Genomic DNA, 26,051 nt, shown 5'->3' with positions numbered 1-26,051 from the left:
CAGCCCCTGGCCGAAGCGGCACAGCGCCAGCAGCGCCGGCGCCATCAAGCCGAGGCTGGCGTAGGTGGGCAGCAGGCCGATGGCGACCGTGGACAGGCCCATCGTCAGCAGCGCCGCCACCAGCGTGGCCTTGCGGCCGATGCGGTCGCCGTAGTGGCCGAACAGCGCCGAACCGACCGGGCGCGCGACGAAGGCCACGGCGAAGGTCGCCAGCGACTGCAGCAGCGCCGCGTTCGCGCTGCTCTCGGGAAAGAACAGCTTCGGGAACACCAGCACCGCCGCGGTGGCATAGATGTAGAAATCGAAGAATTCGATGGTGGTGCCGACCAGGCTGGCGGCGAGCACGCGGCGCGGGGAATTGGCGGGAGCGGCGGTGGAAGGCATGGGCGCCAGGGCGAGGGAACACCCGCGCAGTCTGCCACGCGCCCCGCGCCGCCCGCAGGCCGGTTGCAGACGACACCGATCGCCGCCCGTGGCGCCCCTGCCGGAACGGGATTCACGTCGTCCCGGCAAGCACCCCACTAGCCTCCCCGCCGATGGCGGCCCGCGCCGTCGCCGCCCTCTTCCCTTCCCCAAGGAGACTCCGCCATGAGCGATTCCACGCCGCACTTCGAGCACGCGCCCGACGCCAGCCGCGGTTACTGGCACAACACCCCGCTCAATACGCTGCCGCCGCCGGACATGGTCGGCAACTACCAGCGCTTCAAGCCGCTGCCCACCGAGGGCATCGCCACGCGCAAGGCCTGGATCGTCGGCGGCGGCATCGCCGGGCTGGCCGCGGCCTTCTACCTGATCCGCGACGGCCACATGCCCGCGGCCAACATCACGATCATCGAAGGCCAGTCCGTGGAAGGCGGCTCGCTCGACGGCTCCGGCAATCCCGAGGAGGGTTACCTGGTGCGCGGCGGCCGCGAGATGAACTGGAACTACGACAACCTCTGGGACATGTTCCAGGACGTGCCGGCGCTGGAACTGCCCGAGGGCTTCAGCGTGCTCGACGAGTACCGCCTGCTCAACGACGCCGATCCCAACTGGTCGCGCGCGCGGCTGATGCACGAACAGGGCAAGGTGCAGGCCGACTTCTCCCGCTTCGGCCTGAGCCGCAGGCAGCAGTGGGAAGTAGTCAGCCTGCTGCTCAAGCGCAAGGACCAGCTGGACGACCTGACCATCCAGGACCACTTCAGCGAGGGTTTCCTGCAGAGCAACTTCTGGTTCCTGTTCCGCTCGATGTTCGCCTTCGAGAACTGGCACAGCCTGCTGGAGATGAAGCTGTACATGCACCGCTTCCTCGACGCCATCGACGGTTTCGGCGACATGTCGGCGCTGGTGTTCCCCAAGTTCAACCAGTACGACACTTTCGTCACCCCGCTGGTCCGCCTGCTGCGCGCCAAGGGCGTGCAGCTGCGCCTGGGCACCAAGGTGCTGGACATGGACTTCGACGTGCAGGAAGGCCGCCGCACGGTCAACGCCCTGCGCACCCGCACGGCCGAAGGCGACGGCCGCATCGCCGTCGATCCCCGCGACCTGGTCATCGCCCTCACCGGCTCGATGACCGAGGACACCGCCTACGGCGACATGGACACCGTGCCGGCGCTGGTCCGGCGCGATGGCGGCCCGGCGCAGGACAGCGGCTGGAGCCTGTGGCGCAACCTGGCCCGGCAATCGCCGGCGTTCGGGCGGCCGGACAAGTTCTGCGGCGACATCAACCGCTCGATGTGGGAATCGGCGACGCTGACCTGCCGGCCGTCGCCGCTGGTGGACCGGCTGCGCGAACTGTCGGTCAACGACCCGGCCTCCGGGCGCACGGTGACCGGCGGCATCATCACCTTCACCGATTCCAACTGGGTGCTCAGCGTCACCATCAACCGCCAGCCGCACTTCCCCGGCCAGCCGGCGGACACGGTGGTGATGTGGGTCTACGCGCTGCTGATGGACCAGCCGGGCAACCTGGTGAACAAGACCATGCCCGAATGCACCGGTCGCGAGATCGTCGCCGAGCTGTGCCACCACCTGGGCATCGCCGGCCAGCTCGATGCGATCCTCCCGCACACCAAGGTGCGGCTGGCGTTGATGCCGTACATCACCGCGCAGTTCATGCCGCGCGCCGCCGGCGACCGCCCGCCGGTGGTGCCCGAGGGCTGCACCAACCTGGCCCTGGTCGGCCAGTTCGTGGAGACCGCCAACGACGTGGTGTTCACCATGGAAAGCTCGGTGCGCACGGCGCGCATCGCCGTCTACAGCCTGCTCGACCTGCCCAAGCAGGTACCGGACATCAGCCCCACCCAGTACGACATCCGCAGCCTGCTCAAGGGCGCGCGCGCGCTCAACAACGGCGAGCCCTTCCCCGGCGAGCGGCTGCTGCACAGGCTGCTGGACGATACCTACTTCGCCCACGTGCTGCCGCCGCTGCCGCAGTCCGAAGGCGAATCCACCCGGCGCGAACGCCTGGAGGCCGAATTGTCCAGCCTGCGCGACAAGGGCGGTTGGGCGCTGCAGGGCCTGGCGCAATGGCTGGATCGTTTCGGCCAGCAGCTGCGGCGCCGCGACTGAACCTGCGGACATCGACGCGATGAAGGAAGGGGCGCCGACGGCGCCCCTTTCCATTCGTGCATGCATCGCCATTCACCGCGGCTGCACGCACGGCGAACATCGGGCGAACGTCTTTTTCTCGTCTCGCCCACATCGGTTAACCGCGCCGGAGCGCGGCGCCGCGCATCCGCGCCGGTTCACGGCTGCGTACAGGAAGGCCTCGCTAGGTTCGGCAGTGCGCATACGACGCACCAATACGACCGCACCGATACGACAAGGAGCAGCCCCATGAACAATCGACCGCTACATACCGCCCTCTTCGCCGCGGCCTTGGCTCTGGCCGGCACCGGCGCGGCCCAGGCGCAGGACGCGCTCACCGCGCCGCAGGTGCGCGCGCAGCTGGAAGCGCAGGGCTACACCAAGGTGAAGGACCTGGAGTTCGAAGACGGCATGTGGAAGGCCGATGCGACCAGCGCCAACGGCAAGCGCGTGGATGTGCGCATGGATCCGCGTACCGGCAGCGTGTATCCGGACAAGGCGGTCTCGCAGCTGAGCGAGGCCGACATCCGCGCCCAGTTGTCCACCGCCGGCTACAGCGGTGTGCACGACGTGAAGCTCGACGACGGCCTGTGGAAGGCCAAGGGCAGGACCGCCGATGGCGAGAAGGTGAAGGTGCGCCTGGACCCGGCGACAGGCGAAGTGATCGCGCTGGAAAAGGACTGAGCCCTGCCGTGAGCGCGCTGGCCGCATGACGCGGCTTTTGCCGTGGGACGGCAGTCTCGAGGCCTGGGCCGGTCCATCGGACCGGTCCAGGCGTGTTCATCCGGCCATGCGTGCGATCAGGCCAGCAGCCCGGCTTCGCGCAGCGCCGCTTCCACCCTGGGCTGGTTGCCGGGTTCGAGCTCGGTCATCGGCAGGCGCAGGGTGCCGCCGCACAGGCCCAGGCGCTGCATCGCCCACTTCACCGGGATCGGGTTGGCCTCGACGAACAGCTGCTTGTGCACCGGCAGCAGGCGCTGCTGGATCGCCATCGCCGCCCGCACCTCGCCGGCCAGCGCGGCCACGCACAGTTCATGCATCAGCCGCGGAGCGACGTTGGCGGTCACGCTGACGTTGCCATGGCCGCCGCAGAGCATCAGCGCCACCGCGGTGGCGTCGTCGCCCGAGTACACCGCGAACCCTTCCGGTGCTTCGCGGATCAGCCACTGCGCGCGCTCCAGGTTGCCGGTGGCCTCCTTGAGGCCGATGACGCCCGGCACCTGCGCCAGCCGCAGCACGGTGTCGTGCTGCAGGTCGGCCACGCTGCGGCCGGGCACGTTGTAGAGCACGACCGGCAGGTCGCCGGTGGCCTCGGCGATCGCCTTGAAGTGGCGGTACTGCCCTTCCTGCCCCGGCTTGTTGTAGTACGGCACCACCTGCAGCTGGCTGTCGGCGCCGACCGTGCGCGCGTACTGCGCCAGCGCGATCGCCTCGGCGGTGGAATTGCCGCCGCAGCCGGCCATCACCGGCACCCGGCCGGCGGCCTGCTCCACGGCCACGCGGATGATCTCGCAGTGCTCTTCCACGTCCACGGTCGGCGACTCGCCGGTGGTGCCGACCACGCCGATGCAGTCCGTGCCCTCGGCCACATGCCAGTCGACCAGCCGGCGCAGCGCCGGGTAGTCCACGCTGCCGTCTTCGTGCATGGGCGTGACGAGCGCGACGATGCTGCCGCGGAGAGGGACGTGGGAGGAGGTCATCGCGGTATCCGGAAGGCGTTGGGGAGGGGAACCCCCGATTCTAATCGGGAAGATCCAGTCGGGAAGACGCGCACGCTGCCCTGCACGCGCAACCGTACGCCAGCGATGGTTTCAGTCCGAACGAAATCGCGCTCCGTCCCGTGCCGATGTCACGGCGCGCCGCAGTCCACGCAGCGGTACGCGCCCGGCGCGCCCAGCCGCGCGGTGAAGGTGCGGGGCTCGCCGGAATAGGTGTGCCTGGCCCGCACCGCCAGGATGTCGCCATCCAGCCGCACACCTTCCGCATCCGCGTCCGCGTCGCAGGCCCAGAATCCGTTCGACAGTTCGGCGAACGCGACCTCGGCCAGCACCGCCGCCGGGCGGCCGGTGGTTGGAGCCGCCATCCACGCGATGCCGACACGGCAGCTGACGTGCTCGAAACCGACGCTCTCGACCACAATGCGATAGGTGCCGCCGGCGGCGCCCTGTTGCCAGCGCCCGCCTTCGATCGTCCATGCCGGAGTCGTCTCCTCCGCGGACACGGCGGACAGCGCGAGCGCGGACAGCAGCGCAAACACCGCCAGGCGTTTCATGGCGTCCTCGCCGGCCATGCGCCCAAGCGCCCGCCGCCGAAGGATGCAGCCGTCCCCACAGCACGATCATGCCCAGCGCCATCAGCACCCACACCGCCGTGGCTACGCCCAGCGTCATCGCCAGCGGCCAGCGCACGCTGCCGGCATAGACCGCGACCAAGTAACCGGCATAGGGAAAGAGCGACCACAGCCCGAACAGCGCCGTCTTCTGCAGGTCGGCGCCGGAGCGCTGCGTGCCGACGATGTAATGGGCGATCACCGCGAAGGTGGGAAACAGCGACACCAGGCGGTGATGAAAAAACGGCAGGACAGCCGTTTTTCACGGCGAAGCCGCCCGAAGGGTGGCGCACAGGGATGTGCGCCATGAAAAAACTCTTCGACCTCGCCAGCAAGGCGATCAGCAGTACGGCCAGCGCGCCCAGCAGCGATTTCAGGAACAGGGGAACCATCAGCTCGTCGATGTGGCTTTGCAGGATGCGGACTTCATGCCCCGGCGCGGACTAGCGGGCCGCCAGGACCAGCGCCAACGCGACAGCGGCCGGCAGCGCCTGCACGAACAGGATCCTGCGGCTGGCGGTGGCGGCGCCGTAGATGCCGGCCACCAGGACGCAGCCCAGGAAGAACATCCGCACGGCGTACCCGGCCGGGCCCAGGAGCAGGCCGTAGACCAGACCGGCGGCCAGGAAGCCGTTGTAGAGCCCCTGGTTCGCCGCCAGCACCTTCGTCTGCTCGGCGAACTCCCGGGTCAGGCCAAAGGCCCTGCGCCCGGCCGGCCGCGTCCACAGGAACATCTCCAGGACAAGGATGTAGACATGGATCAGCGCGACCAGGGCGGTTGCGATATCGGCAATGAGGAACATGAGCGCCCCGTCCAGTCGTGGCAGGCGAGCATGATCGACTTCCCGCAGGCCGGCAAGCGCGGCGGCCGTGCCGTCCTCCGCCTCACTTACAATGCCGCCCCCCTGTTCCACCGGCATGCGCATGGACATCATCGTCAACGAAGAACTCAAGGCCTACATCGATCCGCTGACGCCCGACGAGCACGACGCGCTGGAGCGCAGCCTGCTGGCCGAGGGCTGCCGCGACGCGCTGGTGCTGTGGGGCAACGTGCTGGTCGACGGCCACAACCGCTACGGCATCTGCAGCAGGCACGGCATTCCCTTCCAGACGGTGCAGAACACCCGCTTCCAGTCGATGGAGGACGTGCACCTGTGGATGATCGAGCAGCACCTGGGCCGGCGCAGCGTGTCCGACTTCCAGCGCGGCGTGCTGGCCCTGCGCAAGCGCGCGATCGTCGAGGCCCGCCGCCGCGCCGAACAGGAACAGCTGCGCCGCGAGAGCGAGGGCGAAGCGGCGTTGTCTACCGCGGAAGCCGAGGCCGACGCCGACTCGCCGCCGTGGGAACCGGCGCCGAAGCTGTCCAGGGCGGACATCGCCCGCGAAGCCAAGCTCAGCGCCAGCCAGGTGACGCTGATCGAGAAGATCAGCGCGCATGCCGCGCAGGAAGTGATCGAGGCGGTGAAGGCCGGCGAGATCTCGCTCAGCGCCGCCGCCGTGGTCGCCAGCCTGCCCGAGGAGGAACAGCGCGCCGCTGCCCAAGGCGGCCGGAGCGAGCTGAAGGAAGCGGCCAAGCGCGTGCGCGAATCGCGCCGCAAGCCCAGGGCGGCCGCTGAACCCATGGCCGACGCCAACGATGCCACGCAGCCCACCTCCATGCAGACCACGCTGGATGAAGGCGAAGTGGAAACCCTGCGCCAGCGCGTGGCCTCGCTGACCGCGGAGAATCAGGCGCTGCGCATGGAGCTGGATGCGCTGCGCGCGCGGCTGAACGCCAGTGAGCCCTAGAGCGGCCGGACCTCGTCCTGTCGAACCCGGCAGGCATCCCGCACACCTGTAGGAGCGCACTTCAGTGCGCGATGAGGCTTGCGTGCAGATCCCTCAGCAACAGCCTGCACATCCATTTGCGGGGGTTCGCCGGGAAGTCTCCATCGCGCACTGAAGTGCGCTCCTACGGGGGCCAACGCGTGATGGCAGGGCACGATTGCATGACTGCCCGCGGGGCGTTCACCATGCGCCATCCCCCACAAGGAACCGCCATGGCCTCGGCATCCCCGGAACTGGAGCAGTTCGTCCGCGACGCGCTGCTGCGCGGCCACGACCGTACGCAGGTGACCCAGGCCCTGCTCGCCGCCGGCTGGAGCGCCGAGCAGATACGCGGCGTGCTCGACGGCTGGGCCGAGGTGGATTTCGCGCTGCCGGTGCCGCGCCCGCGCGCCTCGCTGTCCGCGCGCGAGGCCTTCCTCTACCTGGTGCTGTTCAGCACCCTGTATTTCTTCGCCTGGAACCTGGGCAGCCTGCTGTTCGCGCTGCTGGAACACGCCCTGCCCGATCCGGCCGACGCGCAGTGGCAGGTGGTGCGCTTGACCGGCACGGTCCGCTGGTCGATCTCGGCGCTGGTCATCGCCTTCCCGGTGTTCGCCCTGCTCTCCCGCCACCTCGCCCACGACGTGGCGCGCAACCCGATCAAGCGGCTGTCGCCGATCCGCCGCTGGCTGACCTACCTGACCCTGTTCGTCGCCGCCGCCGTGCTGATCGGCGACCTGACCACGCTGGTGTTCAACCTGCTCGGCGGCGAACTGAGCCTGCGCTTCGTGCTCAAGGTGGCGGTGGTGGCGGCGATCGCCGGCACCGTGTTCGGCCACTACCTGCGCGACCTGCGCCGCGAGGAGGTCGCCGACGGCGGCCGCGCCGGCGGCGGCCGCGGGGTGCTGTGGGCGACCGGCATCGCCACCGCGCTGGCGGTGGCCGCCGGCGTGTGGACCATGGACTCGCCGATGCAGCAGCGGCAGCTGCGGCTGGACGAAGCCCGCATCGGCGACCTGCAGACGCTGGAGATGGCCGTGACCGCATGGCGCAACGAACACGAGGCGCTGCCGCCGGGGCTCGACGCGCTGGCCGCGCAGCCGGGCGTCAACCTGCCGCGGCACGATCCGGCCGGCGGCGCGGATTACCGCTACCGCCGTATCGACGACACCCACTACGAACTGTGCGCCGACTTCGCCACCGACAGCGGCCAGCGCCGCGCGCGCTGGCGCCTGCCGCAGGCCGGGCAGTGGGCGCATCCGGCCGGTCCGCACTGCTTCCGCCGCGTCGCAGGCGACAAGGACTGAACATGGAGCGCGCCGATCCGCGTCGCGCACAGCTGCGCCGGCTCAAGCTGTACGCGCTGGCGATGCTGCTGGCGATGCTGGCCGGCTTCGTCGCCAGCCACCTCAACGGCGAGCGCGGCGCCTGGGCGTGGGTCGGCGCGTTCTGCGAGGCGGCCACGGTCGGCGCGCTAGCCGACTGGTTCGCGGTGGTGGCGCTGTTCCGCCGCCCGCTGAACCTGCCGATCCCGCATACCGCGATCATCCCGCGCAACAAGGCGCGCATCGCCGACAGCCTGGCGGTGTTTGTGCGCGACCATTTCCTCGAACCGGAAGCGCTGCTGACCAGGCTGAAGGTGTTCGACCCGGCCACGCGGCTGGGCCAGTGGCTGGCGCAGCCGCAGCAGGCGCGCATGCTGGCCGGCATGGCGCGCGGCTGGGCGCTGCAGGCGCTGGACCTGCTGGACGAAGCCGCCGTGCGCCGCGCCATCCAGGGCTTCGTGGCCGATCAGCTGCGGCAGTGGAACGCGGCGGCCACCGCCGGCGACCTGCTCGGCCTGCTCACCGCCGACGACCGCCACCAGCGCGTGCTCGACGAAGGCCTGACCCGCATCGCCGGCTGGCTCGATACCGAGGCCGTGCGCCAGCGCGCCTCGATGCTGATCGTGCGCTACATCCGCAAGGAATGGCCGAAGCTGGCCAGCACCGTGGACTGGGTCAAGCCCATCGACGAGATCGGCGACTCGCTCGCCGACCGCCTGGCCCGCGCCGGCCTGGACGAACTGCAGGCCATCCTCTCCCAGCCCGGCCACCCGCTGCGCCAGGACTACGCGCGCTGGCTGGGCGGCTACATGCAGCGGCTGCGCGAGGACCCGGCGCTGGCCGCGCGGGTGGACGCACTCAAGCAGCAGGCGATCGACCACCCGGCCGTGCAGGACTACGTGCAGGGGCTGTGGCGGCGCATCCACGCCCAGCTGCGCGCCGATCTCGCGCGCGAGGATTCGGCGCTGGCCGCCCACCTGGAGCGCAACCTCGGCAAGCTCGGCGCCGCCATCGGCCGCGACCCGGCGCTGCGCGACGCGCTCAACCAGCACATGCTGGCCGGCGCGGAGAAACTCACCACACGCCTGCGCAGCGGCGTGACCGCGCACATCGCGCAGACGGTGAAGGGCTGGGACGAACGCAAGCTGGTCGAGCAGCTGGAACTGAGCGTGGGCCGCGACCTGCAGTACATCCGCTTCAACGGCACCCTGGTCGGCGGCCTGATCGGCCTGCTGCTGCACGCGCTGACCGGCTGGCTGCGCTTCTGACGCCACCGCGATGCGCGGTGCATCGCCGCAGATGCGTCGCGCGCCGCTTGCCGGATCAATTGAGAATGGTTATCGTTAAAAGGTAGGCAGTACGCACAGCCTCCCGCGGCACGATGCACCGCATCCCCCACCGCCAGCCCCGTGTACCCCCGAATCAAAGCGATGCGATACGACGCCTGCGCGCGTCGTGCCGTGCATGCGGGCCGACCTGCGGGAATGGCGACGTGCAGCACGCGATCCACGCACGGCGTGGCGCGGTGCCGTGGGCGTCCCCCCTGTTTGGCCATCTTCTACCGCCAACCAGGAAACCCCGATGCAGTCCCCACGCTCCCTCCTGTCGCTCCGGCCCTCGCTGCTGGCCGTCGCCCTGACCGCCGCCCTGGCCGCACCCGCCGCGCTGGCCCAGACCGCGAACGGCAACGCCGCCACCCTCGATACGGTCAAGGTCGTGGCCGAGGCCAACGACTCGTACACGGTCAAGCACGCGCGCACCGCGACCAGACTCGATCTGTCGCTGCGCCACACCCCGCAGTCGGTCACCGTGCTGACCCGCCAGCGGCTGGACGACATGGGCCTGTACGCGATGTCCGACGTGATGGGCCAGGTCACCGGCGTGCACGTGTCGGTGACCGACAGCGAGCGCATCAACTACGTCTCGCGCGGCTACAACATCAGCAATTTCCAGGTCGACGGCATGCTCAACACCTTCGGCGGCTACATCAAGACCAATACCGACAGCGCCATCTACGAGCGCATCGAAGTGGTCCGCGGCGCCACCGGCCTGACCACCGGCGCCGGCGATCCGTCGGGCACCGTCAACTACGTGCGCAAGCGCCCCACCGACCAGTTCGCGATGAGCGCCAACCTGATGGTCGGGCGCTGGGGCAACCAGCGCCTGGAGGCCGACATCGGCGGCCCGGTCGCGCTGGACGGCCGCGTCCGCGCGCGCATGGTCGCGGCCAAGCAGCAGGGCGATTCGTTCCGCGATGTGTACCGGCTGGACAAGGACGTGTTCTACGGCATCGTCCAGGCCGACCTCACCAGCAGCACCCTGCTGGAAGCCGGCTACGAATACCAGTCGCCGGAGACCTCGGGCGTGACCTGGGGCGTGGTGCCCTACTGGGGCGTGGACGGCCAGCCGGCCCACCTGCCGCGCTCGACCAACCTGTCCGCACGCTGGAGCCAGTGGCCGATCGTGGAGAAGACCGCGTTCGCGCGGCTGGAGCAGAGCCTGGGCCACGACTGGTCGGTCAAGGCCAGCTATACCCGGTCCAAGCGCGACACCCAGGGCGAGGTCTGGTACGGCGCCGCCGGCTACCCGCGCCCGGACGGCAGCGGCGTGACCGCGTACGTGGGCGTGTTCGGCGAGCGCGGCGACATGCAGGTGTTCGACGTCAACGCGGGCGGCCCGTTCCAGTTGTTCGGGCGCGAGCACGAACTGGTGGTCGGCGTCGGCCAGTCGGTGCGCAAGGGCGAGGTGCCGGCGACCGACTACGACTATCCCGACGGCTACGACAAGGTCGCCGACTGGCGCCACTGGGACGGCAACGTCGCGCCGATCGCGGTGACCCGCTACGGCTGGCTGGCCTCGCAGGACGAACTGAAGCAGCGCGCCGCCTACGCCGCCGCCCGCCTGCAGCTGGCCGACCCGCTGCTGGCGGTGCTGGGCGCGCGTTACGGCAGCTGGGAGACGCGCAGCTGGAACTACACCCGCGACAGCGCCGGCACGCTGCTCGGCACTCGCCGCGGCGGCTACAAGCCCGACGATTCGCTGACCCCGTATGCGGGCCTGGTGTACGACTTCGGCGGGCACTTCAGCGCCTACGCCAGCTACACCGACATCTTCCAGCCGCAGAATTACCGCGACAAGGACAACCGCTACCTGGAACCGGTGGTGGGCGACATGTGGGAGGCCGGCGTCAAGGCCGAGTTCTTCGACGGCCTGCTGAACACCTCCGCGGCGGTGTTCAAGGGCGAGAAGGACAACGTCGCCGAGCTGGACGATTCGGTGCCGGAAGGCTCGCTGCCCGACGGCGCCAGCGCCTACCGCTCCACCGGCAAGGGCAACAAGGTCAAGGGCTGGGAAGTGGAAGCCCAAGGCAGCCTCGGCGAGCACTGGAACCTGTCGGCCGGCTATGCCCATACCACCATCCGCAACCAGCAGGGCGTGCGCCAGAACACCACCACGCCGGTGGACACCTTCCGCCTGAACACCAGCTGGCGTCCCGGCGGCGCCTGGAACCGGCTGTCGCTGGGCGGCGGTGCGACCTGGCAGAGCGGGATCTGGCGCATGACCAACCGCCCGGCCGCCGACTACGCGACCAGCGGCAAGACGTACAAGTCGCCGCTCACCCAGGACGCGTTCTTCCTGGTCAGCGCCTTCGCCGGCTACAGGTTCAGCGACAACTTCTCCGCGCAGCTGAACATCAACAACCTGCTGGACAAGAAGTACTACAGCAACGTCGGCTTCTACGACGGCGTGTACTGGGGCGAGCCGCGCAACGTGCGCCTGACCCTGCGCTGGAAGCTGTAAGCCCTCCAGGGAAACGCTGCCGGATGCAGCGCCGGCCATGGATGGCCTCCTTCCGCCGCGCCCACCGCGCGGCGCTCCCGTTCGATCCGACACCGCAGACCCCGTGGACAGCACGACGCCCCTTCCCCTCCCGTGGCACCGCCGGCTCGGTGCCTTCCTCGCCCGCCCCTGGCTGGGCGTGTTGTCGCGCACGCTGGCCGCGATCCTCGGCGGCTACGCCCTGGCCGCCGCCTCGGCCGCGTTCCTTGCCCTGGCGCTGCCGATGGAACGCAGCCAGGCGGTATTGACCGGCATGCTCGTGGCCATCGCGCTGTGCGCGTGCGCCGCGCTGTGGGCCTTCGCCACCCGCACCGCGCTGCGCGCCTGGGCCGGCATCGCGCTGCCCACGGCGCTGTTCTGGCTGGGCGCGCACCTGCTGGGAGCGCCGGCATGAAGAACGGATTCCGCCAGTCGATGGCCTGGCTGCACACCTGGACCGGCCTGCTGGTGGGCTGGGTGCTGCTGCTGATCTTCATGGCCGGCACCGCCAGCTACTACCGCGAGGAGATCAGCCGCTGGATGCGCCCGGAACTGCCGCGCAGCACGGTCGGCGCCGACCAGGCCGCGGCCAACGCGCTGGCGTTCCTGCGCCAGAAGGCGCCGCAGGCCGAAAGCTGGAACGTCAGCCTGCCCGACGCGCGCAACCCGGCGATGCGCACGTTCTGGCGCAACCCCGAATCCATGGTCATGCCGCCGGCCGAAGGCGAGAAACGGCGCCGTCGCGGCGGCGGCCGCTTCGGCGACGCCACGCTCGACCCCAACACCGGCCGGGAAGTGAGCGCGCGCGAAACCCGCGGCGGCGACTTCTTCTACCGCCTGCACTTCGACCTGCACTACATCCCGGTGATCTGGGCGCGCTGGATCGTCGGCTTCTGCGCGATGTTCATGCTGGTGGCCATCGTCACCGGCGTGATCACCCACAAGAAGATCTTCAAGGACTTCTTCACCTTCCGCCCGGAAAAAGGCCTGCGTTCGTGGCTGGACTTCCACAACGTCAGCGCGGTGATGGCGCTGCCCTACCACGCGATGATCACCTACACCGGCATCGTGACGCTGATGTTCCTGTACCTGCCGTGGGGAGTGAAGGCCGCCTACCCCAACGACGAGGAGGCGTTCTTCAACGATGCCTTCGCGCGCCTGGCCGAGGTCGAGGGACCGGCCCAGGGCCGCGCGGCGCCGCTGCCGATCCAGCAGCTGCTGGACAGCGCGCGGCGGCACTGGGATGGCGCCGAGGTGGCCGGCTTCGTCGTGTACCGCCCCGGCGCCGCCAATTCGGTGGTCGACATCCAGCAGCGCGACGGCGGACGCCTGTCCATCGATACGCCGTCGCTGCGCTACGACGCGGTCAGCGGCGCGCTGCTGGGCGCCAGCCCGCAGGCCGGCGGCGCCACCCGCACGCGCGGGGTGATGTACGGCCTGCACCTGGCCCGCTTCGCCGACTGGGGCCTGCGCGCGCTGTTCTTCCTGTCCGGGCTGGTCGGCTGCCTGATGGTGGCCAGCGGCGTGGTGCTGTGGGCGGTCAAGGAACGTCCCAGGCATGCCAAGGCCGGCAGGACCGGCTTCGGCCTGCGCCTGGTGGATGCCTTGAACATCGGCGCCGTGGCCGGCCTGCCCATCGCCTTCGCCGCCTACTTCTGGGGCAACCGCCTGCTGCCGCTGCAGATGGCCGAGCGCCCGGCGGCCGAGGCCAACGTGTTCTTCTGGGCCTGGGGCGCGGCACTGCTGGCGGCCTTCGTGTGGCCGCGACGGATGATGTGGACCTGGCAGCTGTACATCGGCGCGGCCGCGTTCGCGCTGCTGCCGCTGCTCAACGCGCTGACCACGCCGACCCATCTGATCGCGGCCATCGCCGACGGCGACTGGGTGCTGGCCGGCTTCGACCTGGCCATGGTCGCCTTCGGCGCGATGCTGGCCTGCTGCGCCTGGCGCATGCAGCGCTGGCAGCCGCCGCTCGGCGCGGCCGAGAAGAAGCGCCGGCAGCAGGCCGCCGCCATGGAGGCGCGCGCATGATGGCGTTCGTCCTCGGCCTGTCGTTCTCCGCCTTCGTCGCCCTGTCGCTGGCGATGGAGAAGCACCAGCAGGAACTGCACGGCAAGGCGGCCGCCAGCCCGGCGCGCAGGCGGCTGTGGCGCTGGCTGGGCTGGGCGATGCTCACGCTCGCCTTCGGCCTGTGCGTGCGTGCGCAAGGCTGGGCGCTGGGCCCGGTGTCGTGGCTGGGCGCGCTGACCGTCGCCGGACTGCTGCTGGCCTTCGCCCTGTATCCGTACCGGCGGCGCTGGATCGCGCCGCTGGCGTGGACGCTGCCGGTCGCGGGACTGCTGGCCGCGCTGGCCTGAGGCCGGCGTGGGATGCAACAGCGGACACGCGCCGGCCTTACCGGCGTTGCGCGCCCGCATCGTTCCCGGATCGCGAACCCGGGAACGGCCTGGTTCGCGCTTACGGCACCGCCGCGGTGATCACGATCTCGATCTTCCACGCCGGGTTGGCCAGCCTGGCCTGCACGGTGGCGCGCGCCGGGGTGGCGCCTTCCGGCACCCACTTGTCCCAGGCCTGGTTCATGCCGGCGAAGTCGGCCATGTCGGCCAGGAAGATCTCCGCGCGCAGGATGTGGCTCTTGTCGGTCGGCGCCAGCCGCAGCAGGTCGTCGATGGCCTGCAGCACCTGCTCGGTCTGGCCGACGATGTCGGCGCTGGTGTCTTCCGGCACCTGTCCGGCCAGGTAGGCCACGCCGTGGTGGATGGTCATTTCCGACATGCGCGGACCGGTATCGAAACGTTCGATCATGGGGGCTTCCCGTGGGTGGATGTGGCGCCCATTGTGCCGCGTACCGATGGTTTCAGCCGTGACCGCGCCGCCGCCACAGCTGCAGCGCGGCCAGCGCCAGCCACCCGACCACCAGCGCGATCACCGCCTTCTGCCCCAGCCCGCGCGGGGTGTCGCGCCAGAGCACGTGCAGCCACAGGCCGGCGAACGTCAGCCATGCCCACCACCACGCCAGCCGGTGGAAGCCGCGCCACCGCGGGTCCCGCCCGAAGCACCAGGCCTGCAGCAGCATCGCCGTGGTGACGCAGAGGAACGCGGTCTGCGCGGCCAGCCCATGCACCAGCGGCGCCAGCAGCGGCGCCCGTTCCGGCAGCCAGCTGTCGCCCACCGCCACGGTGGCCAGGCCAGCGCCCGCGACGCAGAACAGCGCCAGCGGCAGGCCGCGCCGCGCCGGCCCGCGCAGCCGCGCGTGCAGCGCGAACGCGAGCGCGGCGATCGCCGCGGCCAGCACGCAATATGCGGTTCGCAGCCACAGCCCGTGCGGGCCGTGCAGGTACAGGCTGAGCGTGGCGCGCACCCAGTCCAGGTCGGCGCGCGCGAACTGCAGCCATGTCGCCGTGGCCGCGAACAGCAGCAGCGCAACCAGCGCCAGCGCGGCGGCCCAGCGTGCGGGATCGCAGGAGCGATGACGGCGGGAAGAAACCAGGACAGGCTCCGGTTGGCCGGACGGGACGCCAGCTTATCTGCCTGCGCTCCCGTCCGCCGGCTGAAGGACGTGTGCGCGCTTGCCAGCATCCTCACGCCATGCCGATAGTCTTTGCATCCCCGCGCCATGATGGCGCCCTGCCTCCTGCCCCCGCATGGCCGATCCTGGCATTTCCGCCGTTCCTGCACCCTCCGGCTGGCGCCGGCTCGGCACGGTGTTCCTCACCCTGGCGATCATGGGCCTGGCCCTGCACGCGCTGGCCGGCGAATTCGCCGGGCACGGCTACCGCCAGATCCGCGGGGCCGTGCACGCGCTGTCGTGGACGCAGCTGGGACTGGCGCTGCTGCTGGGCATGGCCAGCTACGGCTGCCTGGTCGGCTTCGATGCGATCGGGCTGCGCCGCGCCAACCGGCGCCTGCCCGCCAGCCGCGTGGCCATCACCGCCTTCCTCGCCCACGCCGCCGGGCAGACGCTGGGGTTCGCCGCGCTTACCGGCGGCGCGGTCCGCGTGCGCAGCTATGGCGATGCCGGGCTCGGGCTGGCCGAGATCGGCCAGGTCGTGCTGATGAGCACGCTGGGCTTCGTGTTCGGCGCCTGGGTGCTGCTGGGCCTGGCGCTGTGGCTGGAGCCGGGCGCGGCGGCGCTGGCGCTGCCGCTGGAGGCGGCGTCCGTGCGGCTGCTGGGCATCGCCCTGCTGCTGGGCTTCGGCGCGATGTGGCTGGCGGTGGGCCGCGGCGGCCGCAGCATCGGCTGGCGCGCGCACCGGGTGTGGATCCCGGACCGGCGCACGGTGCTGGAAGTCACCGCGCTGAGCGTGGTGGAACTGGCCCTGGCGTCGGCCGCCTTCTACGTGCTGCTGCCGGCGCAGGACGGCGTCGGCTACCTCGGCTTCGTCGGCCTGTACCTGGTGGCGGTGGTGGCCGGGCTGGTCTCCACCGTGCCGGCCGGCCTGGGCGTGTTCGAATGGAGCCTGCTCAAGCTGCTGCCGCAGGTGGCGCCGGCCGCCCTGCTCGCCGCCGCGGTGGCCTACCGCGTCACCTATTACCTGGTCCCGCTGTTCCTCTCCACGCTGCTGGCCGTGCTGGCCAGCCTGCGCCGGCCGCTGCGCAGCGGCGCCAGCACCGCCTGGAACGTGCTGCGCCCGTGGCTGCCGCAGGTCATCGCGCTGGCCGTGTTCGCGGTCGGCGCGCTGCTGGTGATCGACGGCACGTTGCCGGTGCCGCGGCACCGCCCGCTGCACGCACCGCTGCCGATCGTGGAGACCTCGCACCTGCTGGGCAGCCTGGGCGGCGTATTGCTGCTGCTGATCGGCCAGGGCCTGCAGCGGCGCAGCCATGCGGCCTGGCTGATCGCGCTGGCGCTGAGCGTGGCGCTGCCGATCCCGGCGTGGCTGCGCGGCGGCCACGCCCTGGTGGCGCTGACCCTGCCGCTGGTGGCGGTGGCGCTGTGGGCGGCGCGGCGCGAGTTCTACCGGCAGGGCGCGCTGCTGGACGAGGCCTGGTCCTGGCCCTGGCTGCGCAACGTGGCGCTGGTGCTGGTGGCCACGGTGTGGCTGCTGTTCTTCGTCTACAGCCACGTCGAATACCAGAACGAGCTGTGGTGGCAGTTCGCCATCTCCGGCAACGCGCCGCGCGCGCTGCGCGCGCTGCTGCTGGTCAGCATGGTGGTGATCGTGTTCGGACTGGCGCGGCTGCTGCACAGCACGCGCACGCCGCTGCCGGTTCCCGATGGCGCGCTGCTGGAGCAGCTGCGGCCGCTGCTGGCGCGCGCGCACGACACCCAGGCCTGCCTGGCGATGACCGGCGACAAGGCGATCCTGCGCAGCGCCGATGGCGACGGCTTCGTCATGATGCAGCGCTATGGCGGCTCGCTGGTGTCGATGGGCGATCCGGTCGGCCCGCCGGACACGGCGCGCGCGCTGATCTGGCGATTCCGCGAGGAAGCCGACCGGCTCGGCCTGCGCCCGGTGTTCTACCAGACCGGCGACCAGCACTGGCAGACCTATCTCGACCTCGGCCTGACCCTGGTCAAGCTGGGCGAGGAGGCGATGGTGTCGCTGGCCGGCTTCAGCCTGGAAGGCAGCGCCCGCGCCGACCTGCGCCAGGCCTGGAACAAAGGGCGGCGCGCCGGGCTGGGCTTCCGCGTGGTGCCGGCCGAAGCCGTCGCGCCGCTGCTGCCGGAACTGGCGGCGATCTCCGATGCGTGGCTGGAAGAGAAGGCCGGCGACGAGAAGGGCTTCTCGCTCGGCAGCTTCGACGCGGACTACCTGTGCCGCTTCCCGCTCGCGCTGGTCGAGGCCGAGGGCCGGGTCGTGGCCTTCGCCAACCTGTGGCAGGCGCCGGTCGCGCAGGAACTGTCGGTGGACCTGATGCGGCACCGTCCCGACGCGCCCAAGGGCACGATGGATTTCCTGTTCATCGAACTGTTCCTGTGGGGCGCGGCCAACGGCTACACGCGTTTCTCGCTGGGCATGGCGCCGCTGACCGGCCTGGCCGAGCACCGCCTGGCCGGGCGCTGGAACCGCTTCGCCAACCTCGTCGCGCGCCATGGCGAACGCTTCTACGGCTTCGGCGGCCTGCGCCGCTTCAAGTCCAAGTTCGCCCCGGAATGGCGCCCGCGCTACCTGGCCGCGCCGGGCGGCGTGCACCTGCCCGCCGCGCTGCTGGACGTGACCCGGCTCATTTCGCTGGACCCGCGCCGGCAGCCGGACTGAGCGCGCGCAGCCGCTGCAGGATCACCCGCGCCAGCCCGGCGTAGTCGCCTTCGAAATGATGGTCGCCGGGCATGCGCACGACCTGCGCGGTACCGGCCGGCAGCTGCGGGCACAGCGCGTCGTCGTCGTCCTGGCCGTAGACGCAGACGGTGCGCGCGGCCGGCAGCCGGCGCACCTCCGGCGCGATCGGCAGCCCGCGGTTGTCGCCGCCGCCGAGCCAGTTGCTGACGTGGAATTCGTAGTCGGCACGCGTGCCCGCCGACAGCAGCGCGGTCATCGCCAGCATCGACGCGGTGTCGGTGGAGAGCCGGTTGATCGCCGCCGGCAGCACGTCGGCGCCCTGCGAGAAGCCGACCAGCAACAGCTTGGGGCGCTGCCATTGCCACGCATAGTGGCGGGCGATGCGGTCCAGGTCGGCGGCGAAACCGGCCGGCGTGCGCTCGCTCCAGAAATAACGCAGCGAATCCACGCCCACCACCGCGATGCCGGCCTGCGCCAGCGCGCCGGCGACCTCCTTGTCCAGGCCCGCCCAGCCGCCGTCGCCGGACACGAACACGGCGAAGGTGTCGCCGTTGCCGGCGGCGGGCACCTCCACCAGCGGCAGGCCATCGAGTTCGTGCGGCACCGGCGGCAGGCTCACCCCGCGCTGCGCGCCGAGCACGCGCGCGGCCGCGACCTCGCCGGGTATCGCGCTGCCCGAAGCGCTGCGCTGGAAACGCCGCGCCAGCGGCACCGCCTGCAGGAAGGCATCCACCTCACCCGCCGGACAGGTCTCGTCCCTGCCCGGCGCGGCCTGCAGCCACGGGAAGCCCAGCGCCACCGGCACCAGCCTGCCATCGTCGGTGCCGTCGCCGCAGATCATGCGGGGATCGTGCAGGCGCGGGCAGAAGTCCTCGGTGAGCAGGCCGGCGAACACATCGGCGCCGGACTGCGCCGACACCGCATAGGCCAGCGCCGCCCCGGCGCCGTCGCCGCCCAGGATCGGCAGGCGATAGGTCGGCACGTGCAGGTAGGCCTGCACGTAGCGCGAGAAATTCTCCACGTCGCCGGCGGAGAAACCGCAGCGGCCACCCTCCTTCGCCAGCACTCCGGCCAGGTGGCGGGTGTCGATGTCCACCACCATCGCGCCATCGCCGCGCAGCGCCTGCAGGCGCGCCTGCCGCCGCGCCGCGTCGCCTTCGCCGGCGAACCACAGCACCACCCGCTGCACCGGCCCGTCGGGCAGCAGCACCGGCACCTGCTCGAAACGGCCGTGACTGACCGGCTCCATCGCCACTACCGGCGCGGCCAGCAGGCCCGAGGCCATCATCACCACCAGAGCGAGCGAGGCATGTGCCATGAGAACTTCCTTGACCGAAGAGACGGCAAGCCTACCCCTGCCGATGCGGAAATGGCGTTGGAACCGCCGCGTCAGTCGCCCGCCTCGGGATGACGCAGCTTCCACGCCGCCAGCGCCTGCCGGTAGCGCGCCAGCTCGTCGGCGTACAGGTCCAGCACGCACAGCGGGCAGCCGCTGCCGCAGCATTCGTTGGGGCCCGGTTCTTCCGGCGGCGGCGGCCGCGGGTCCGGGTCGGGGGTGGGAATGGGGATCGGATTCATCGCGTCGGCCGGTGCGGCCGCCATCAAAACATGATCGGGCAATTTTAGGCCATAGAGTCCGGTGAGGCCGTAGAGCTGTGGCTGTGGCTGTGGCTGTGGCCATTGCTGTGGCCATTGCCGTTGCCATTGCCGTTGCCATTGCCGTTGCCGTTGCCATTGCCGTTGCCGTTGCCGTTGCCGTGATTTTTCTCTGCTCTTGGCTTTTGCCTACCGGGTCCCCTTCCGCAGCGACGGGGCCGGCGGGAAAAACCCGAAGGGCGGCGTGCATGGGTTCGGCGGGAAAAGGCGAAGCACTGCTTCGCCCCGCCGGACGGGCAGGCGCCATGCGGTGACTGCCCCGTACTCGACCGCGAAGCGGGCGAGTACGCCGTTTTTCTACGCGACATGGATGTCGCGTAGAAAAATCCCGCTGGCGGAGTGAACCCAGCACGCGTAGCGGGCTGGGCGCGGAGGCAGGGCGTGCTTTCTTTGGGCCACGTTCTTTGCACGAGCAAAGAAGAGCTTTTTCAACAGCCGAATGGCTGGTCAAGGTAGCTCGCGCCCCGAAGGGGAGCGAAAGCCTTTGATCCTGCTCCAGCATCTGCATTCATTCCTCCGGGAATTCCGCAGGACAAACACGGGCAAGACAGCGGGCTCCAGAGCAATGGTCAAGGCGTAAATCGTAAAAGCGAAATCTTGAAAGCAGAGCTTTCGCCCCTGCTTCGCAGGAGCGAGTTACTTCTCTTTGCTCGTGCAAAGAGAAGTAACCAAGAGAAACACGCCCCTGCCTACGCGCCCACGGCACTGCGTGCCGCGGGTCCACTCCGCCGACGGGATTTTTCTACGCGACATCCATGTCGCGTAGAAAAACGACGTGCATCCATGCACGTCGCCCTTCGGGTTATTCCCGACGGCTCCGTCGCTGCGGAAGGGGCCCAGAAATCAAAAATCAAGAACAAAAACAAAATCACAAGCAACAGCAACAGCAACGGCAACGGCAACGGCAACGGCAACGGCAACGGCAAGATTCTGAATTCACTCCGTCACCCGCCGCAGATTCTCTCGCGCCTGCGCGTCATACCGCTCATGGAAGAAATCGCTGAAGAAAATGCGCGGCTGCGCCAGCACTCCCTTCAAGAACCGCCGTCGATTGAGCCGGAACAGGAACCCCGGCACCTTGCCCCGGTACTCCTCGGCGATGCCGCGGTCGTAGGCATCGAACACCGCCGGCGGTGCACCAAGAATGGCCATGTCGCTGTCCAGGAACAGCGCCGCATCCGCGTCCAGTTCCTCGGCACGCAGGCGGCCATGACGCGCGGTCAGCTCGATCAGCGCCGCCACCCGCTCCACGTCCACGCCGGCATCGGGCAGCCAGCGCGCGATCGCCTCGCGCGCCAGCGCCGCCGAGCGCGTCTCGTTGTCGGCGCGCCCGGCCTCATAGATGGCATCGTGGTACAGCATCGCCAGCGCCACTTCGCGCGGCTGGTGCCAGCCCGGGCCGGCAGCGACATCGCGGTGGTGACGAAGCAGCGCCTGTACATGGCCAAAGTTGTGGTACGCGCGCGGCGGCCGCGCGTGCGCGGCTTCGATCTCGGCCAGCTGGCCCGCCGGCAGGGGCATCGGGATCAGGTCCATGCGCGCATTCTAGGCAGGCACTGCGTAGGAGCGCACTTCAGTGCGCGACAGGCTTTCCCGTTGAATGCCCGCACAGGGATGTGCAGGCCCTTGCAGAGGGATCTGCAGGCAGGCCCGGTTCGCGCACTGAAGTGCGCTCCTACAGGAAGAAAGCAGGTTTCAGCCCAGCTGCCAGCGCCCTTCCAGCTGGTAGCGGGTCTGCCCGAGATAACTGCGGATCAGCACGAACTCGCGCACCAGCCAGCGCATCGGCTGCACCGGCTGCAGCGGCAGGCGCCGCTTGTCGTAGAGCAGGGTCAGGTGCGGCGTGAATGCCGGATCCGGGCGGCTGCCGACCGTCTGCAGGCAGCGCGTCAATTCCTGGTGCAGGCCGTGCAGCAGGTCGGCGCCATGCTCGCTGCGCAGCACGAACGGATGCTGGCGGCCGCCGGCGAAACTGCCGGCTTCGTCGAAGCACACCTCGAACTCGGGCATGCGCACCCGCGCGGCGGCCTGCTGCACCTTCGCCAGCAGGCTCGGCGGCAGGCCGGCGTAATCGCCCAGGTGATGCAGGGTGACGTGCAGGCGCTCGCGCGCCAGCGGCCGTCCGGCCAGGCCGTGGTCGTCGCGCAGCCCCTCGGCCAGTTCGGCGATGCGCCAGGCCGTGGCCGGATCGGGCATCACCGCGAAGAACAGGCGCTCGGTCGGGATGTCGCTGCCGAGACCCAGCGACAGTTGCGCATCGGCGGAGGGTATGAACTTCGTCATGGTCGAATGGAAACGCCGGCCGGCGGGAGGACGCCGGCATGCGGCGGCCGGCCTCGTCTGGGGCGCGGATACTAGCAGACGGGCAGGATGCCGGCGGCGCCATGGCCAAATAATGACCACGCGCGCGGAACGTCCGCGGCCCAAGGGCCGCCGCCGGTTATCCACATCTTTGCCAGGCGCCCGTCCACACCGGCTGTGGATTGCGCGCGGCCTGCGCCGGCATGCCTGGACGGGCATACACTGGCACCGCCGCCGCAACCCAAAGAGTGGTCGCCATGATCGGTTGGAACGCTTTCGTCCTGCTCGCCGCCGTCAATCTCGCACCGTCGCCGCCCGCCACGATGGCCGCGCCGCCGACGCCCGAACAGGTCATGGCGGTTCCCCCCGAACTGCGGCAACAGCTGCAGGAGCGGGTGATCGACGCCACCAACGCGCCCGAGCAGCGCCTGCAGCGGATCGTGGACCTGGTGTTCAAACCGGACGGCCTGGGCCTGCAGTACGACACCACCGCCACGCTGACCGTGGCCGAGACCTGGGAACAACACCGCGCCAACTGCCTGTCCTTCACCCTGCTGTTCGTCGCGCTGGCGCGCGAGGCAGGCCTGGAAGCGCGCATCCAGGAGGTCGGCCAGGTGGTGACCTGGTATCAGGAGCAGGGCGTGATCTACAACGCCGGGCACGTCAACGTTGGCCTGCGCGTGGCGGGACGGCACGGCACGCTGGACCTGGACCAGAACGTGCTCTACGACCGGCGCGGTCCGCGGGTGATTTCCGACCAGCGCGCCCTGGCCCACTACTACAACAACCGCGGCGCCGAACTGATGGCCACACACGACGCCGAAGCGATGGAGTACCTGCGGACGGCCCTGCGCATGGACCCCGCCTTCGCGCCGGCCTGGAACAACCTGGGCGTGCTGGAACGCCGTCGCGGCGATGCCCGCGCCGCCGCCCTGGCGTTCGACAATGCGCTGCGCGCCCACCCGGCGCTGCTGTCGGCGCTGTCCAACGCCACCTCGATGTACCGGCAACTGGGCGATACCCGGCGCGCGGCGCAACTGGGCGAACGCCTGCAGCGTGCGCGCGACCGCGACCCGTTCTACCAGTTCATGCAGGGCGTGGAGGCCGAGCGCCGCGGCGACTACGCGCAGGCCACGGCGGCCTACCGCCACGCCATACGGCTGTACGGCAACGCCCACCAGTTCCATTTCGGGCTGGCGCGGGCGTACTTCCTGCAGGGCGAGAACCAGCGCGCGATGCGCGAGATGGCGCGCGCGCGCGAACTGGGCGGAACGGACCAGGTGCGCGCGGTCTACCAGGCCAAGCTCGACAGCCTGCACCGGATCAACGCGCGGCAGATACCGCGTTGAGGCCTTCACCAGAATCGCGGTAGCCGCGGATGTCGCAGGTGCGACGTGGGTCGCGCCCCTGGCCTTCCAGGTGAAGCCCGGTCGCGGTCCGCGTCGCGCCTGCGTTTCCTGCAATTCCTACAGGGCGCGCAATCAGGCCTTGCGCAGGAAACAGGTCTTCAGCACCAGGCCCTTGATCTTGTCCGAGTGGCCTTCGATGTGCTCGGCGTCGTCCTCGACCAGGCGGATGTTGCGGATCACCGTGCCCTGCTTGAGCGGGATCGACGAACCCTTGACCTTCAGGTCCTTGATGACGGTGACGGTGTCGCCGGCGACCAGCACGTTGCCGTTGCTGTCGCGCACCACCAGCGTCGATCCGGCGGCCTCGCCCGGGGTCCATTCGTGGCCGCAGTCGGCGCAGATCCACAGCGCGCCGTCGGGATAGACGTTCTCCGACGAACACTGCGGGCAGGAAGAAACGGGCATGGCGGCTCCATACGATGGTGTGACGAGCCGGCTATTGTAGCCGCCCGCCCCGGTTCCCCGGGCGCGGGCGGAACCGCATGCGCTCAGCGCGCGCCGAGGTTCACCCGCACGCTGCCCGAATGCGAGGTGATGGAGATGTCGCCATCGCCGCCGCCCAGGCGCGTGTCCAGGCTGCTCCCGGGCCCGTAGCGCGGGCGCTCGACCTCGCCCACGTCCGAGCGGATGGTGCCGCTGAAACTGCTGACCTTCAGCTGCGCGGAGGTGCGCGACGGCAGGGTCAGCGAGATCGGCGCGCTCACCGTCTGCAGGCTGATGCGGCCGCCCGGCTGCAGTCCGGCGCTACGCACGCCCAGGCTGCCGGACACGGTTTCGGCGTCGAGCCGCTGCACGGCCGACAGGTCCAGGTCGACCGAACCGGAAACCGAGTTGGCCGCCACCTCGCCGCCGCTGGTGCCGGCGGCGTTGATCGCGCCGCTGACCGAGCGCAGCTCCAGCCGCGACGTCCGCAGCTGCGACCGGATCGCACCGCTGACGCTGTTGAGGCTGGTCTCGCCGGCCTGCCCCCGGGCGGTGATGCCGCCGCTGACGGTGCTGGCCTGCAGCCGGCGCAGATCGACGTCGGCCACGTCCAGCGCGGCGCTGACCGTTCCGGCCTGCAGTTCGCTGCCGCGCGGCACGCGCAGCTCCAGCACCGCGCCGCGGCTGCTGCGGCCGTTGCGCGGGTACTCCACCTTCAGCTGCACGCGGTTGGCGCTGTTCTGCACGTCCAGGCGCTGGCCTTCGCCGAGGGTGCCGGTCAGCTGCACCTCGTTGCGGTCCCAGCCGCGCACGGTCACCGAACCGGCGATGTTGTTGATCTCCACCCGTCCGCCGCTGGACAGCGCGTGGTGCTCGTTGACCGTGGTCTGCGCCAGTGCCGGCGCCAGGGGGGCCAGCAGCGCGACGGCCGCCAGCAGGTGTCGCAGGGAAGCATGCATGGGGATTCTCCTTCAGGTGGGAAGACCGGCGGCCTCGAGGCCCTGCCGGGTAAGTTCCAGGCGCAGCGCGTAGGTGCGCCGCAGTTGGCCGAGCAGGAAGCCGGCATCGGGGCTCTGCGCGATCGCCGAGCGGATGCTGCCGGCGCTGGCATCGAGTTCGCGCAGCGCCGGCAGCAGCTCGGCGGGCACGTTGTCCTGCGGGATCGCGGCGATGGCCTGCCCGTACGCATGGGCGAGCGCATCGGCCTGCGCTTCCAGCGGCGACGCCGGCGCCTGCGCCGCGGGCTGCGGCGGCCGCTCGTGCAGCCCCCACCAGCGGCCTGCGCCGGACACCGCCAGCGCGGCGACGGCCGCGGCCGCGGCGATGCGCGGCCAGCGCCGGCGGCGTGGCGGCGGCGCGGCGGCGACGTGCCGTTCGCGCGGCGCCTCGTGCAGCTGCGCGGCGATGCGTTGCCAGGCCGCGGCCGGTGGCAGGCGCTCGGCCGGCAGCTGGCGCAGGCGCGCGGCCAGGTCGTCGTGGTCGTGGTCGGAATCGTGGTCGTTCATGGCGTTTCTCCCAGACGCGCGCGCAGCAGGCCGCGCGCGCGATGCAGCTGTGCCTTGGAACTGCCGACGGCCATCTGCAGTTCCTCGGCGATTTCCTGGTGTTTCCAGCCTTCGATGTCGTGCAGCACCAGCACCGCACGGGCGCGCGGCGGCAGGGTTTCCAGCGCGCGCTCCAGGTCCAGCCCGGTGGCGTGGCAGCGCGTGGACGCGGGCATCTGCGCCAGCGCCTCCATGCCGCCCTCGCCGATGTCCAGTGCCTCGAAGGCGGCGCTGGCGCGCAGTTCCATCAGCGCCGTGTTCACCGCCATGCGGTGCAGCCAGGTGCCCAGCGCGCTCTCGAAGCGGAACTGCGGCAGCTTGCGCCAGGCCTGGATGAAGGTTTCCTGCAGCGCGTCCTCGGCGCGCGCGGCGCTGCCGCCACACAGCCGCCACAACAGCGCGTACAGGCGCGGGGCATGGCGGCGGTAGATGCGCTCGTAGGCGTGGCTGTCGCCGCCGGCGGCGGCACGCGCCAGCGCGGCGTCGTCGGCGGCCTGCGGGAAGGGGGCGGTGGCGGTCACGGAGGCGTCGAGCATATCCGTTGGATGCGACCGCCAGCGGAAAGGTTTAAAGCCGGCTGCAATATTTTCCGCGGGGATCGGCGGGCCGGCCGGCGGCCATGGGCTGACAGGGCCAAGCCGGCTGGC

Annotated in this window: 25 protein-coding genes; 11 read left to right on the top strand and 14 right to left on the bottom strand. The window is 70.5% G+C overall.

Annotated features, from left to right (window positions below; all coding sequences use genetic code 11):
- Positions 1-384: MFS transporter (locus CQ393_RS17415; protein ID WP_153193499.1), on the bottom strand; the 384-nt coding region annotated here is incomplete at its 3' end.
- Positions 385-588: 204 nt separating this feature from the next.
- Between CQ393_RS17415 and CQ393_RS17410 the strand changes: the two genes are divergently transcribed.
- Both CQ393_RS17410 and CQ393_RS17405 read left to right on the top strand, forming a co-directional pair.
- Entirely contained in the window at positions 589-2,550 is a 1,962-nt protein-coding gene (locus CQ393_RS17410) for an oleate hydratase (RefSeq protein ID WP_153193497.1), read from the top strand.
- 267 nt (positions 2,551-2,817) lie between these two features.
- Positions 2,818-3,252, top strand: a complete 435-nt coding sequence (locus CQ393_RS17405) for a PepSY domain-containing protein (protein ID WP_153193495.1) — start codon at positions 2,818-2,820, stop codon at positions 3,250-3,252.
- A 116-nt stretch (positions 3,253-3,368) separates the two neighbouring features.
- Here CQ393_RS17405 and dapA read toward each other — a convergent pair whose 3' ends face one another.
- The 3 genes from dapA to CQ393_RS17390 form a co-directional block, all read right to left on the bottom strand.
- Positions 3,369-4,268, bottom strand: coding sequence for a 4-hydroxy-tetrahydrodipicolinate synthase (dapA, locus tag CQ393_RS17400; RefSeq protein ID WP_153193493.1), 900 nt, complete (start codon positions 4,266-4,268; stop codon positions 3,369-3,371).
- Between the two features lie 149 nt (positions 4,269-4,417).
- Positions 4,418-4,840 (bottom strand): hypothetical protein, encoded by a 423-nt coding sequence (locus tag CQ393_RS18290; protein ID WP_228114649.1) that lies wholly within the window; start codon positions 4,838-4,840, stop codon positions 4,418-4,420.
- Positions 4,841-5,340: 500 nt separating this feature from the next.
- Positions 5,341-5,700: a DUF1304 domain-containing protein gene (locus CQ393_RS17390; protein ID WP_153193502.1), complete on the bottom strand. Its 360-nt coding sequence runs from the start codon at positions 5,698-5,700 to the stop codon at positions 5,341-5,343.
- 121 nt (positions 5,701-5,821) lie between these two features.
- Between CQ393_RS17390 and CQ393_RS17385 the strand changes: the two genes are divergently transcribed.
- The 7 genes from CQ393_RS17385 (at position 5,822) to CQ393_RS17355 (ending at position 14,204) form a co-directional block, all read left to right on the top strand.
- A complete protein-coding gene (locus CQ393_RS17385; protein ID WP_153193491.1) occupies positions 5,822-6,685 on the top strand; it encodes a plasmid replication/partition related protein in 864 nt (287 codons plus the stop codon).
- Positions 6,686-6,936: 251 nt separating this feature from the next.
- On the top strand, positions 6,937-8,010 hold the full coding sequence (locus CQ393_RS18120; RefSeq protein ID WP_194269707.1) for a DUF5671 domain-containing protein: 1,074 nt from the start codon (positions 6,937-6,939) through the stop codon (positions 8,008-8,010).
- Positions 8,011-8,012: 2 nt separating this feature from the next.
- The gene (locus tag CQ393_RS17375) at positions 8,013-9,296 is read left to right on the top strand and encodes a DUF445 family protein (RefSeq protein WP_153193489.1); all 1,284 of its coding nucleotides are present in this window, start codon (positions 8,013-8,015) and stop codon (positions 9,294-9,296) included.
- A gap of 313 nt (positions 9,297-9,609) precedes the next feature.
- Positions 9,610-11,829 (top strand): TonB-dependent siderophore receptor, encoded by a 2,220-nt coding sequence (locus CQ393_RS17370; protein ID WP_153193487.1) that lies wholly within the window; start codon positions 9,610-9,612, stop codon positions 11,827-11,829.
- Positions 11,830-11,932: 103 nt separating this feature from the next.
- A complete protein-coding gene (locus CQ393_RS17365; protein WP_343200028.1) occupies positions 11,933-12,262 on the top strand; it encodes a DUF3649 domain-containing protein in 330 nt (109 codons plus the stop codon).
- Entirely contained in the window at positions 12,259-13,878 is a 1,620-nt protein-coding gene (locus CQ393_RS17360) for a PepSY-associated TM helix domain-containing protein (protein WP_153193483.1), read from the top strand. Before CQ393_RS17365 ends, CQ393_RS17360 begins: the two co-directional genes overlap by 4 nt.
- Positions 13,875-14,204 (top strand): DUF3325 domain-containing protein, encoded by a 330-nt coding sequence (locus CQ393_RS17355; protein ID WP_153193481.1) that lies wholly within the window; start codon positions 13,875-13,877, stop codon positions 14,202-14,204. The genes CQ393_RS17360 and CQ393_RS17355 overlap by 4 nt, the downstream gene beginning before the upstream one ends.
- Before the next feature lie 100 nt (positions 14,205-14,304).
- On the opposite strand, the gene CQ393_RS17350 is transcribed toward CQ393_RS17355, so the two are convergent.
- Together CQ393_RS17350 and CQ393_RS17345 are read right to left on the bottom strand one after the other, a co-directional pair.
- On the bottom strand, positions 14,305-14,652 hold the full coding sequence (locus CQ393_RS17350; RefSeq protein ID WP_153193479.1) for a RidA family protein: 348 nt from the start codon (positions 14,650-14,652) through the stop codon (positions 14,305-14,307).
- Positions 14,653-14,704: 52 nt separating this feature from the next.
- A complete protein-coding gene (locus tag CQ393_RS17345; protein ID WP_228114650.1) occupies positions 14,705-15,337 on the bottom strand; it encodes a DUF998 domain-containing protein in 633 nt (210 codons plus the stop codon).
- Positions 15,338-15,491: 154 nt separating this feature from the next.
- On the opposite strand from CQ393_RS17345, the gene mprF reads away from it, so the two are divergent.
- The gene (mprF, locus tag CQ393_RS17340) at positions 15,492-18,050 is read left to right on the top strand and encodes a bifunctional lysylphosphatidylglycerol flippase/synthetase MprF (protein WP_153193474.1); all 2,559 of its coding nucleotides are present in this window, start codon (positions 15,492-15,494) and stop codon (positions 18,048-18,050) included.
- Here the strand turns inward: mprF and CQ393_RS17335 are convergent.
- From CQ393_RS17335 to thpR, 4 genes are all read right to left on the bottom strand, one after another.
- A complete protein-coding gene (locus CQ393_RS17335; protein ID WP_153193472.1) occupies positions 18,016-19,389 on the bottom strand; it encodes an AcvB/VirJ family lysyl-phosphatidylglycerol hydrolase in 1,374 nt (457 codons plus the stop codon). The two genes, mprF and CQ393_RS17335, sit on opposite strands and share 35 nt — an antisense overlap.
- Positions 19,390-19,460: 71 nt before the next feature.
- Positions 19,461-19,649, bottom strand: coding sequence for an oxidoreductase-like domain-containing protein (locus CQ393_RS17330; protein WP_153193501.1), 189 nt, complete (start codon positions 19,647-19,649; stop codon positions 19,461-19,463).
- Positions 19,650-20,663: 1,014 nt separating this feature from the next.
- Positions 20,664-21,263 carry a hypothetical protein gene (locus CQ393_RS17320; protein WP_153193468.1) on the bottom strand — a complete coding sequence of 200 codons (600 nt, stop codon included), beginning with the start codon at positions 21,261-21,263 and terminating at the stop codon, positions 20,664-20,666.
- Positions 21,264-21,422: 159 nt separating this feature from the next.
- The gene (gene thpR, locus CQ393_RS17315) at positions 21,423-22,010 is read right to left on the bottom strand and encodes an RNA 2',3'-cyclic phosphodiesterase (protein ID WP_153193466.1); all 588 of its coding nucleotides are present in this window, start codon (positions 22,008-22,010) and stop codon (positions 21,423-21,425) included.
- Positions 22,011-22,285: 275 nt separating this feature from the next.
- Here thpR and CQ393_RS17310 point away from each other — a divergent pair, with 275 nt between their 5' ends.
- Positions 22,286-23,377: a transglutaminase-like domain-containing protein gene (locus CQ393_RS17310; protein WP_153193464.1), complete on the top strand. Its 1,092-nt coding sequence runs from the start codon at positions 22,286-22,288 to the stop codon at positions 23,375-23,377.
- Positions 23,378-23,509: 132 nt separating this feature from the next.
- Here CQ393_RS17310 and CQ393_RS17305 read toward each other — a convergent pair whose 3' ends face one another.
- The 4 genes from CQ393_RS17305 to CQ393_RS17290 form a co-directional block, all read right to left on the bottom strand.
- A complete protein-coding gene (locus CQ393_RS17305; RefSeq protein ID WP_153193462.1) occupies positions 23,510-23,842 on the bottom strand; it encodes a zinc ribbon domain-containing protein YjdM in 333 nt (110 codons plus the stop codon).
- A gap of 83 nt (positions 23,843-23,925) precedes the next feature.
- A complete protein-coding gene (locus CQ393_RS17300) occupies positions 23,926-24,819 on the bottom strand; it encodes a DUF4097 family beta strand repeat-containing protein (RefSeq protein WP_153193460.1) in 894 nt (297 codons plus the stop codon).
- A 12-nt stretch (positions 24,820-24,831) separates the two neighbouring features.
- Positions 24,832-25,365, bottom strand: a complete 534-nt coding sequence (locus tag CQ393_RS17295) for a hypothetical protein (protein WP_153193458.1) — start codon at positions 25,363-25,365, stop codon at positions 24,832-24,834.
- Entirely contained in the window at positions 25,362-25,940 is a 579-nt protein-coding gene (locus tag CQ393_RS17290) for a sigma-70 family RNA polymerase sigma factor (RefSeq protein ID WP_153193456.1), read from the bottom strand. Before CQ393_RS17290 ends, CQ393_RS17295 begins: the two co-directional genes overlap by 4 nt.
- Positions 25,941-26,051 lie beyond the last annotated feature (111 nt).

The organism is Stenotrophomonas sp. MYb238 (genome assembly GCF_009496535.1).
In the GTDB taxonomy this organism is placed as follows: Bacteria; Pseudomonadota; Gammaproteobacteria; order Xanthomonadales; family Xanthomonadaceae; genus Stenotrophomonas.
This window is presented reverse-complemented; position numbering and strand designations above follow the sequence as displayed.

Coding starts and splice junctions, on each gene's coding strand:
- CQ393_RS17410 (WP_153193497.1), top strand. CDS start 589: ATGAGCGATTCCACGCCGCACTTCGAGCACGCGCCCGACGCCAGCCGC.
- CQ393_RS17405 (WP_153193495.1), top strand. CDS start 2,818: ATGAACAATCGACCGCTACATACCGCCCTCTTCGCCGCGGCCTTGGCT.
- dapA (WP_153193493.1), bottom strand. CDS start 4,268: ATGACCTCCTCCCACGTCCCTCTCCGCGGCAGCATCGTCGCGCTCGTC.
- CQ393_RS18290 (WP_228114649.1), bottom strand. CDS start 4,840: ATGAAACGCCTGGCGGTGTTTGCGCTGCTGTCCGCGCTCGCGCTGTCC.
- CQ393_RS17390 (WP_153193502.1), bottom strand. CDS start 5,700: ATGTTCCTCATTGCCGATATCGCAACCGCCCTGGTCGCGCTGATCCAT.
- CQ393_RS17385 (WP_153193491.1), top strand. CDS start 5,822: ATGGACATCATCGTCAACGAAGAACTCAAGGCCTACATCGATCCGCTG.
- CQ393_RS18120 (WP_194269707.1), top strand. CDS start 6,937: ATGGCCTCGGCATCCCCGGAACTGGAGCAGTTCGTCCGCGACGCGCTG.
- CQ393_RS17375 (WP_153193489.1), top strand. CDS start 8,013: ATGGAGCGCGCCGATCCGCGTCGCGCACAGCTGCGCCGGCTCAAGCTG.
- CQ393_RS17370 (WP_153193487.1), top strand. CDS start 9,610: ATGCAGTCCCCACGCTCCCTCCTGTCGCTCCGGCCCTCGCTGCTGGCC.
- CQ393_RS17360 (WP_153193483.1), top strand. CDS start 12,259: ATGAAGAACGGATTCCGCCAGTCGATGGCCTGGCTGCACACCTGGACC.
- CQ393_RS17355 (WP_153193481.1), top strand. CDS start 13,875: ATGATGGCGTTCGTCCTCGGCCTGTCGTTCTCCGCCTTCGTCGCCCTG.
- CQ393_RS17350 (WP_153193479.1), bottom strand. CDS start 14,652: ATGATCGAACGTTTCGATACCGGTCCGCGCATGTCGGAAATGACCATC.
- mprF (WP_153193474.1), top strand. CDS start 15,492: ATGGCCGATCCTGGCATTTCCGCCGTTCCTGCACCCTCCGGCTGGCGC.
- CQ393_RS17335 (WP_153193472.1), bottom strand. CDS start 19,389: ATGGCACATGCCTCGCTCGCTCTGGTGGTGATGATGGCCTCGGGCCTG.
- CQ393_RS17330 (WP_153193501.1), bottom strand. CDS start 19,649: ATGAATCCGATCCCCATTCCCACCCCCGACCCGGACCCGCGGCCGCCG.
- CQ393_RS17320 (WP_153193468.1), bottom strand. CDS start 21,263: ATGGACCTGATCCCGATGCCCCTGCCGGCGGGCCAGCTGGCCGAGATC.
- thpR (WP_153193466.1), bottom strand. CDS start 22,010: ATGACGAAGTTCATACCCTCCGCCGATGCGCAACTGTCGCTGGGTCTC.
- CQ393_RS17310 (WP_153193464.1), top strand. CDS start 22,286: ATGATCGGTTGGAACGCTTTCGTCCTGCTCGCCGCCGTCAATCTCGCA.
- CQ393_RS17305 (WP_153193462.1), bottom strand. CDS start 23,842: ATGCCCGTTTCTTCCTGCCCGCAGTGTTCGTCGGAGAACGTCTATCCC.
- CQ393_RS17300 (WP_153193460.1), bottom strand. CDS start 24,819: ATGCATGCTTCCCTGCGACACCTGCTGGCGGCCGTCGCGCTGCTGGCC.
- CQ393_RS17295 (WP_153193458.1), bottom strand. CDS start 25,365: ATGAACGACCACGATTCCGACCACGACCACGACGACCTGGCCGCGCGC.
- CQ393_RS17290 (WP_153193456.1), bottom strand. CDS start 25,940: ATGCTCGACGCCTCCGTGACCGCCACCGCCCCCTTCCCGCAGGCCGCC.